General features: G+C 41.7%; 9 protein-coding genes and 1 tRNA gene. 1 reads left to right on the top strand and 9 read right to left on the bottom strand.

Annotated elements, in window-relative coordinates; all coding sequences use genetic code 11:
* From E7Z79_RS08320 to E7Z79_RS08295, 6 genes are all read right to left on the bottom strand, one after another.
* A partial coding sequence (locus E7Z79_RS08320) for an aldo/keto reductase (protein WP_303739494.1) occupies positions 1–993 on the bottom strand: 993 nt, incomplete at its 3' end.
* A gap of 1 nt (position 994) precedes the next feature.
* Positions 995–1,708 carry a glycosyltransferase family 2 protein gene (locus tag E7Z79_RS08315; protein ID WP_303739493.1) on the bottom strand — a complete coding sequence of 238 codons (714 nt, stop codon included), beginning with the start codon at positions 1,706–1,708 and terminating at the stop codon, positions 995–997.
* Positions 1,678–2,646, bottom strand: coding sequence for an NAD(P)-dependent oxidoreductase (locus E7Z79_RS08310; RefSeq protein WP_303739492.1), 969 nt, complete (start codon positions 2,644–2,646; stop codon positions 1,678–1,680). Before E7Z79_RS08310 ends, E7Z79_RS08315 begins: the two co-directional genes overlap by 31 nt.
* Before the next feature lies 1 nt (position 2,647).
* Positions 2,648–3,499, bottom strand: a complete 852-nt coding sequence (galU, locus tag E7Z79_RS08305; protein WP_303739491.1) for a UTP--glucose-1-phosphate uridylyltransferase GalU — start codon at positions 3,497–3,499, stop codon at positions 2,648–2,650.
* 118 nt (positions 3,500–3,617) lie between these two features.
* Positions 3,618–3,704 (bottom strand) — tRNA-Leu (locus tag E7Z79_RS08300).
* Positions 3,705–3,764: 60 nt separating this feature from the next.
* Positions 3,765–4,178, bottom strand: coding sequence for a DUF371 domain-containing protein (locus tag E7Z79_RS08295; protein WP_303739490.1), 414 nt, complete (start codon positions 4,176–4,178; stop codon positions 3,765–3,767).
* Between the two features lie 151 nt (positions 4,179–4,329).
* Here E7Z79_RS08295 and E7Z79_RS08290 point away from each other — a divergent pair, with 151 nt between their 5' ends.
* Positions 4,330–4,749 carry a DUF123 domain-containing protein gene (locus E7Z79_RS08290; protein ID WP_303739489.1) on the top strand — a complete coding sequence of 140 codons (420 nt, stop codon included), beginning with the start codon at positions 4,330–4,332 and terminating at the stop codon, positions 4,747–4,749.
* Here the strand turns inward: E7Z79_RS08290 and E7Z79_RS08285 are convergent.
* The 3 genes from E7Z79_RS08285 to E7Z79_RS08275 form a co-directional block, all read right to left on the bottom strand.
* Positions 4,739–5,230, bottom strand: coding sequence for a hypothetical protein (locus tag E7Z79_RS08285; protein WP_303739488.1), 492 nt, complete (start codon positions 5,228–5,230; stop codon positions 4,739–4,741). The genes E7Z79_RS08290 and E7Z79_RS08285 overlap by 11 nt on opposite strands.
* An 8-nt stretch (positions 5,231–5,238) precedes the next feature.
* Positions 5,239–6,825 (bottom strand): helicase HerA-like domain-containing protein, encoded by a 1,587-nt coding sequence (locus E7Z79_RS08280; protein WP_303739487.1) that lies wholly within the window; start codon positions 6,823–6,825, stop codon positions 5,239–5,241.
* A gap of 6 nt (positions 6,826–6,831) precedes the next feature.
* A partial coding sequence (locus E7Z79_RS08275) for a DUF5814 domain-containing protein (RefSeq protein WP_303739486.1) occupies positions 6,832–8,944 on the bottom strand: 2,113 nt, incomplete at its 5' end.

The following is an 8,944-nucleotide window of genomic DNA, read 5'->3' as shown; positions in this document are numbered from 1 at the left end:
AAATGATTGGTTGAACATGCCTTTATGGCCAAACAGGTATTTTTCATTATAGATTTTCATGCATTCGGGAATATTTACCCCCTGAGGGCAAGGCATGCAGTATCCGCATGTGGAACAGTTGATTTTTAGGGAATTTCTCATAACCCTTTTGACAAGTTCAACGGTTTCCATTTCCTCAAATGTCATTGAAAGAGGAGTTGTCCTTTCAGCAACCGCCAGATTTTCATTCAATTGTTCCATAGAATTCATTCCTGACAGGACACAGGTTACATTGCGGTTGTTTAACACCCATTCGAATGCCCACTCCGCAGTGCTCTTGTTGGGATTGGCCTTCTTAAATATGTCTTCAGCTTCTTTTGGCATTTTTCCTGCAAGAATTCCTCCTTTCAGAGGTTCCATCACAAGAACGCCAATTCTCTTTGATGCTGCATATTCAATTCCTTCCATGCTTGCCTGAACATTCTCGTCAAAGTAATTGTACTGTACCATCACCACATCCCAATCATAACCGTCTATTAGCAGCGGAAACTCTTCCTTGGGACCGTGATATGAAAATCCGACATGCTTGATTTTGCCTTCCTTTTTGGCTTTGCTGATGAATTTAAGAAGATCCCTCTTTAACAGTCGATTCATTGACTTCAAATCAACGGCATGCATGAGATAATAGTCAATGGAATCCCTTTGAAGGCGGTCCAGCTGCTCTTGGAGAATGTTTTCCATATCCTCATATTTCCTGACGTTGATGGTAGGCAGCTTTGTGCAAATCTTAACCTTATCCTTATACTCGCCCTGCAGGATTTCACCTAAAAATGATTCGCTGTCCCCATAAAGATAAGCAGTATCTATAAAATTAACTCCATTATCGATTGCATGATATATCAGTTCTGATGCCTTTTCCCTATCGATTTTACCGTTCTTTAATGGCAATCTCATTGCTCCAAAACCCATTGGAGAAATTTCATCGTCGGTTTTTTGAATTTTTCTGTATTGCATGTTATCGCTTTGTCATTCTGATTAATTTGTCTTTTGCTATCTTGAACAGCACTCCAACACCGTGGGTGACTGGCCCTTTGGTTGATGAGTTTTCAACATCATATTTTACAGTTATGGGAACTTCAAGTATTCTCAAATTATTTTCAGCCGCATCAGCTATCATTTCACTTTCAATTCCAAATCCAGGATCCCTGAATTTATAACATGAAATTGTGCTGCCCTTAAATGCCCTGAATCCGCTCTGTGAATCTGTAACTTTAGTGCCTGCAGTGATGTTTGTGGCAATATCCAAAACAGTCTGGCCTACTCGCCTGTAAGCGGGAGTGTTTTCATCAAAACCGTTAAGATATCTGCTGCCGTTTACAAAATCAGCCTTATCTTGCTTGATTGGCTTAATCAAATCGGGTATTTCATCCGGATTGTGCTGTCCGTCACCGTCAATGGTTACAACTATGTCATAACCTTCAACCTGACCGAAAGCGTCACGCAGAGAAACTCCCTTTCCAAAATTAGTGGGATGTTTTAAAAGAGATGCACCTGCATTTTCAGCAATTTCGGAAGTATTATCGGCGCTTCCGTCATCTACAACTAAAACATCGTCAGCATATTGGAGCGATTTTTTCACAACCTCTCCAATAGCTGCCTGCTCATTGAAGGCAGGAATTATGACTATGATTTTCATATTTATTCTATTCTGTAATAATCCTTCATCCATTCGACGGTTCTTCTAATGCCCTCTTCAGGCGGAACTTGAGGATCATGCTTCAAGTCACGAATGGCCTTTGAAAAGTCGATTGTCTTGACTTTTGTTGTGAACTCTTCAGCCGGAGTGTATGTGACCAGGCTGTCGTCAATTCCAACTGCATCCAGAACCATGTCTGAGTACTGTTTGATATCCCTTTCCCATTCCTGTTTGCTTCCGACGTTGTAGACTTCGCCAGGAATGAAATTGTCAACTATATTTGCAAAGGTTCTTGCAGTGTCCTCGACATAATCGATGATTCTCTTGTGGCCCATATGGACTGAATAAGGAAGTCCGTGCAAAGCCTTGTAGATGAAAATTGGAATGAATCCCTTATATGGTGAGTAGGCTTCGTGAGGACCGTAACAGTTAACCGGCCTTACACGTACGGTTTCAGTTCCGAACATGGTTGCTGAGTTCATGCACATGAGCTCTCCTGCCCATTTGGAAATCGCGTAATCGTTCATCTGATAGGTCTGTGAAATGGGAACGTTTTCCATAACGTCCTCGGACATGATTCCCTCATAATCCCCATAAACCTCAGCAGATGAAAATGAAATCATCCTGAAGTCGAGTTTTTCCTGCAGGCGAATCATGTTTTTCAAACCGATGACATTGGTTTCCCAAAGGTTTTCGTAGTATCCTTCGCCGTTCCATCTTCCGTACTCTGCGGCAAGGTGGTAAACATAGTCGAACTTATCGTTATCATCGAATATCCTTTCCATCTGACGATAGTTTCTGACATCTCCCCTCACATAATCTGAGTAGGAATCTGAGTACAGGTCAGCTTCCCCTTCATGGTGCAGCAAATCTACTGCCAACACTTCATGGCCTCTGCTTCTAAGCTCATTGCAAAGGTTGGTTCCTATAAAACCGCTTCCACCGGTGACAAGAATTCTTTGAGTTTCCATTTTAAGCCTCTCTAATCATTTCTTTCATATATTCGACCAGGTCATCCTTGGATTCAGGATCATCCATTGCGAACTCTATTGATGTTTTGAGCCATTCAAACCTGTTTCCGATATCGTAGGTTTTGCCTTCAAATGTCACTCCGTAGATTGCATCCAGTTTCTGAAGTGCATCGGTCAGCTGGATTTCACCGCCAACACCAGGTTCGGTTTCATCAATCTTATCGAAGATGTCCGGTGTCAGAACATACCTTCCCATAATGGCAAGGTTGGACGGTGCCTGATGGGCCAATGGCTTTTCAACAAGCTTTTCAATATTGTAAACATTGTTTTCAACCTCTGTACCCTTTATAATGCCATACCTTTCCACCTTATGTTTAGGCACCTCTTCAAGGGAAATTGCTGAAGCGTCATACTTTTCATAAACGTCAATCAGCTGTTTGGTACATGGAGTAGGGCCCTTGGTGATTGAATCGCCTAAAAGCACTGCAAACGGTTCGCCGCCGATATGCTTTTTAGCACAGTAAATTGCATCTCCGAGACCTTTTTGCTCCTTTTGCCTTACATAACAGATGTCTGCCAAATCAGTGATTGCGCGGACTTGCTTCAATCTGTCGTCCTTGCCTGCGCTTTGCAGGGTCTGTTCAAGCTCGAATGATTTGTCAAAGTGATCTTCAATAGACCTTTTATTTCTACCGGTAACGATTAATATGTCATCAATTCCTGAAGCAACAGCTTCCTCAATAACATATTGGATAGTTGGTTTGTCATAAACAGGCAACATTTCCTTTGGTTGCGCTTTTGTAGCAGGCAAAAATCTAGTTCCAAAGCCTGCTGCAGGAATTACAGCTTTCATAATTTATCACCATATAAGTTTATATTAATAATAATTTTTAGTTTAAATATTATAAATAGATTAGTGAAAAATTAGTTAAAATGAAATCTGAACTGAAAAAAAAGCAAATTTATATAAATGGTGCGGGGGACGGGACTTGAACCCGCGAAGGGACTGACCCACTAGGCCCTCAACCTAGCGCCTTTGACCGCTCGACCACCCCCGCATAAAAACAAAAGTAGTTATAAAAAAATATATTTTTCAACTTATATATAGTTAACTATTTTTAGCATAATTTTATGGTGACTTCCATGATTTTTTCATTTTTTAAATCTTCAATCAGGTTAGGGTCCAGGTCCTTGGCAGCCTTGTCCGCCTTAATCATCAATGTCCTGGAGCATGTGAAATCGCTTGTTCTGCAGACGATATCCGTCGGATGGGTTAAAGTCAAATCCTCATGGCCAAATCCTGTTATCTCATCATGGCCGTTTTCGGTATCAAGAATAACCCTTATTTTAGTATTTGAATTGGCAATTTTATCCTTGAACTCCTGCGGAAAGTTCAACATGGACTTGTCAGCAGAAGTTCCTACAATACAGTCCGCAGTCGGGCCAATTTCAATGTCCTTTGTAACTTCAAAGGTTGATTTGTGAAGTGATGTGACATTCTTATGGCCTTTGCTTGTAAGTTTGAAAATCATGAATATACTTTAGACTCAAAAACTAATATAATTTTTGATTGCTTTTAATTTAAGATAGGGACGATAATTTTAATAGCCTTAAAAATTAGAGTAAAATCTGAAAGCATATTTTCAAGATTATAGATAGTACCAAAATAAATGAGGAATTAAGATGAAGGGATGTTACTGTTTGATAATAAATTTGGACAATTCATCGAAAATCAAAATCGGAAAGCTTGGAAAGATCGACTTTGAAAAGGGATGTTATGTCTATGTGGGCTCTGCAATGAACTATCTTGAATCAAGAATCAAAAGACACCTGAGCAGTGAAAAAAAGCTCCACTGGCACATAGATTATCTGTTGAAGAAAGCTGAAGTCACTGATGTCATCTACAATGTATCAAATAGAAAGGTGGAATGCGAACTGTCCGAACACATCTCCTCAAATGCAAATGGAGTGACAGGATTCGGGTGCTCCGATTGTGACTGTGAAAGCCATCTGTATTATTTTAAAAATAGAAATGAAGCTATTGAATGCGTTGAAAATGCATATGATTCAATAGCCATGGAATTTAAATACTTTAAAATATAAATCCCCGTTTTTTCTTGTGTCTGTATGAGATTTCAAATGAATCAAGGGCCAATTTCTTAAGGGTCTCCCTGTCATCATCATCAATGCCGACAACACCTTCCCACTCTTTTTCAAGGGAGGTGATTTCATCAAGAGTTTCAGTTCCCTTTGATGTCAATTTGCAGTCATATTCCAATCCGCTGTCAGGCTGCAGGTCTATTTCAATCAAGCCCAGCTTTTCAAGCTTTTGATATTTCTTCAGATACAGGCCCAAATGAAGATTGAACAAATCATCCTTTTTGGCCCTTTCAAACTGTTTTACCCTAATCCTTTTGTGATGGGGCTTTTCGTGCTTTTTGACCTGCTTCAAGAGTTTGATTTGGCTTTCATGCAAAAAGATGGACAGGTTCTCACGAACATAGGTCATCTTTGACTCTTCAATGATTCCTATCAATGCTGAAGGAGGCATCTTAGCTATCGCGTCTTTGTGTGGATGTGCCATCTAATCGCCTACTTCATCTGTCCGAACAATCCTCTCATGATTCCTTTTGTAACCTCACGGGCAGCAGTGTTTGCAGCCTGTGTTGCGGCCTTTTCAACCATCCTTTGGGTGGATGACTTTTTGGTACGTTTTCCACTTGCCTGAGTCTGTCCGCCTAAAACGGTTCCGAGGATGCCGCCAAGAACATCTGCGGCTCCAGGCTGTGGAGCTGGTTCAGGTTCCTCTTCAACAGGTTCAGGAGGTGCCTGTACCTTAACCTCTTCAAGGACTTCAGGAGCAACTTCACTTTCAATATTCGGATTTTCATCAATTTTGGTTAAGAGTTTCTCATAAGCGGACTCTCTGTCAATTGTCTGAGCGTATTTTCCCTTCAATGTTGAAATGTCAATCAGTTGAGCCCTCAATTCATCTTCAATTGCTCCGATGTGGCTTTGCGGAGGCACAATGTCAACCTGTTCAACAACACTTGGCACACCCTTTTCATCGAGGGTTGATACCAGGGCCTGACCGATTCCCAGATTGGAAATTACTTCAGCAGTGTCGAAGTCAGGGTTTGCCCTGAATGTTTCTGCAGCCACTTTTACCGCTTTCTGGTCTTTTGGAGTGTATGCGTGAAGTGCATGCTGGACCCTATTACCCAATTGGGCAAGTATATCGTCCGGAATGTCTGCAGGAGATTGTGAGATGAAATACAATCCTACACCTTTTGACCTTATCAGCCTTACTATCTGCTCGATTTTCTTGCCGAATTCAGGTGTCATGTCATCAAACAGAAGATGCGCTTCATCAAAGAAGAATACGAATTTAGGCTTGTCCATATCACCGACTTCAGGCAATGTTTCAAATAATGTGGACAGCATCCAAAGCAGGAATGTTGAGTAGATTTCAGGAGACAGGGACAATTTTTGAGCGTCCAAAATGTTGATGACACCTTTGCCATTGTCATCAAGCTGCATAAAATCGTTAAGTTCAAGTGCAGGCTCTCCGAAGAAATCGTTTCCGCCCTGGTCTTCAAGTGCAATGAGGCTTCTTAAGATAGTGTTGGCTGACTTGTCAGCGATTGCGCCGTATTCACTTTCAAACTGACCCTTGTTTTCAACAACATAGTTTATCATGGATTTCAGGTCCTTCAAATCAATGATTGGAAGTGAATGTTCATCAGCAACCCTGAAGACAATGTTCAATACGCCGGATTGTGCCTCAGACAGGTTCAGGATTTTTGCAAGCAATACAGGACCCATTTCTGATAATGTTACCCTTATCGGAAGTCCTTTCTGTCCGAAAAGATCCCAGAACTCAACGGGATATTGCTTGAAATTGAATCCCTTTTCATCAAGGCCGTATTTTTGCCTGTTGTTGGTTATGAAATCATTGTCGGAACCGACCTTTGCAAGGCCTGAAATGTCCCCTTTCATATCCGCCAGAAATACTGGAACTCCCAAATCCGAAAAGGATTCTGCCATGACCTTCAAGGTAACGGTCTTACCTGTACCAGTTGCTCCAGCTATCAAACCGTGACGGTTGGCAAGCTTCGGCAATAAAAACACGTCAGTATTTTCATTACATCCGATTAATATTTTATCTTCCGCATACATGCATTTTCACCCATTTTCTATTTTCTTGATTAAAAAGTTTGTTTTTTTAACTATATTATTCTTATTATAAGCTTTGGCAATTCTTTTGATTGCATCCAAATTCTTGACGAAATTATCCAGCCAGGAGAAAATGTCACCCGGATAGACCTGTATCTGATACTTTCTGAACAGCTTGTTTGAAATATCCTGAGGGTCCTTGCCCTTTAGCCTTTCATGGACTATGACTTCCGAAATTCCCCTCTGCATACAGCTACAGAACGGCCTGTCCTGACACCTGCACTGCATGAAATCGGTCTGAAGGGCAATCATGGCATCCTGAAATTTCTTGTCAAGCTTGCCGATGGCCTCTCCTGATGATATGATGTCCAATGTGGATTCGGCAAAGAGCCTTGTGGAGAACTTGATTTTAAGTGCGTTTGCAATTTGGTTGTGAATAACGCTTGAGAGATACGCGTTTTCAAACATTTCCAAATCCATTGCCATGGCCAAAATCAGGACTTTCAGCTTGTCGTACTTTTCCTTTTTCTTGTACATCGGGGAATGGCCGACATAATGCATCAGATAATTCCTGTCATTCAACGTATTTTTGATGAATTCCGCTTCGTCAATTGATAAAAATGAAACGGATGTTGCCCTTCCATACTTGGTGACTTCAAGCTTATTGGCCACACGGTTTATCAATCCCAAATCCTCCATCTCATCAACTGCAATCTTGATGCTTATAGGGACATCTATATTTTTGTAGAATTTATTCAGTTCATTGGTGGATTGGATGGAAGTCGAGGAGATATCGGCAAGAATCTGCTCGTATGAGGATTCCTCATCATATTCAATGTATACATCATCGCTGTTGCTTTCAAGAAGGTCCAATGCCATGGCCTCCTCGGATTCACCCGCAAAGTCATTGCCGACCTCTGGAAGGAGATACACTATACCCCGGTCATGATAGGACGGCCTTCCGGCACGTCCGAGCATTTGGGCAAACTCATTCGGATTGATCCATTTGTTTCCCATCACCAGAGAGTCGAATATTACCTGTGAAGCAGGAAAGTCCACACCTGCAGCAAGGGCTGCTGTTGTAACGACACAGGAAATCTTTCCCTTGTCAAAGTCCTTTTCTATCTTTTCCTTCTTATAATAGGACAGACCCGCATGATATGCATGGGCATTGATATGCTTGTTGCTTAAAAAGTTGGCAATCTGATGGGTCTTTCGCCTTGAATTTGTAAAAATGATTGTCTGGCCACGGAATCCCTTTTTGGATTTGGTGTTGAATTCCCTTTTGACAAGCCTCTGCATTATGTGCCTTTTCTGGGCTTCGTTTCTCACATAAACCAGATGCCTTTCCAGAGGAACAGGACGCTCTGAGTATTCCACCAGCTTCATGTTGAATTCATCGGCCAGAAATTCTGGGTTTTTGACTGTTGCAGACAATCCTATAACCTGAGTTTTAGGATATAGATGCTTTATTCTTTTAATCAGACCGTTCAGGCGTGTTCCTCGGTCCTCATCATCAATCATGTGAATCTCATCTATCAACACCACCCCAAGGTTTGACAGGCTGGCGGAGTTGCCGTTTCTCAGCAGGTAATCGATTCCCTCATAGGTTGCAACCACAATGTCCGCCTTTGATACATCGGAATCAGGCAGGTTCAGCTCGCCTTTTGCCTTTACACGATTTCTTCCAACCTTGATGGCAACCTTTAAGCCCAATTTGGAATATTTCTTTTTGAAATCACGATATTTCTGGTTTGCAAGGGCAACCAATGGTGTGAGGAAAACGAATTTCTTTCCTTCCAATGCCTGGGTGATGCCTGCAAGCTCACCCACCAGGGTCTTTCCAGAACCTGTTGCGCTGACAACCAATAGGTCTTCTCCCTTCAATAGCCCCTCCTTGATGGCAAGATACTGGACCGGCAGCAATTTGGTGTTTCCGGAGTCCAAGAGAACTTCCTTGAATTCCCTAGGTATCTTGAGCCTTTTCATGTCAACGGGAGGTATTATGTGCTTTGACTTTCGGGTCTTGTCAAAGAGTGTCAGTTTCCTGTTTTTTAAAGGGTCAAAGTGTGGATCCAAAACAGACAATGTCTTTTCAAGGTCATCAGTCTTTTCCAGAGTC

Origin of the sequence: Methanobrevibacter thaueri, assembly GCF_015062905.1 — an archaeon.
GTDB classification, from domain to species: Archaea; Methanobacteriota; Methanobacteria; order Methanobacteriales; family Methanobacteriaceae; genus Methanocatella; species Methanocatella thaueri_A.
The sequence above is the reverse complement of the archived record's forward strand: the minus strand, read 5'-3'. Positions and strand labels throughout refer to the sequence as shown.

Coding starts and splice junctions, on each gene's coding strand:
- galU (WP_303739491.1), bottom strand. CDS start 3,499: ATGAAAGCTGTAATTCCTGCAGCAGGCTTTGGAACTAGATTTTTGCCT.
- E7Z79_RS08290 (WP_303739489.1), top strand. CDS start 4,330: ATGAAGGGATGTTACTGTTTGATAATAAATTTGGACAATTCATCGAAA.
- E7Z79_RS08315 (WP_303739493.1), bottom strand. CDS start 1,708: ATGGATGAAGGATTATTACAGAATAGAATAAATATGAAAATCATAGTC.
- E7Z79_RS08295 (WP_303739490.1), bottom strand. CDS start 4,178: ATGATTTTCAAACTTACAAGCAAAGGCCATAAGAATGTCACATCACTT.
- E7Z79_RS08280 (WP_303739487.1), bottom strand. CDS start 6,825: ATGTATGCGGAAGATAAAATATTAATCGGATGTAATGAAAATACTGAC.
- E7Z79_RS08285 (WP_303739488.1), bottom strand. CDS start 5,230: ATGGCACATCCACACAAAGACGCGATAGCTAAGATGCCTCCTTCAGCA.
- E7Z79_RS08310 (WP_303739492.1), bottom strand. CDS start 2,646: ATGGAAACTCAAAGAATTCTTGTCACCGGTGGAAGCGGTTTTATAGGA.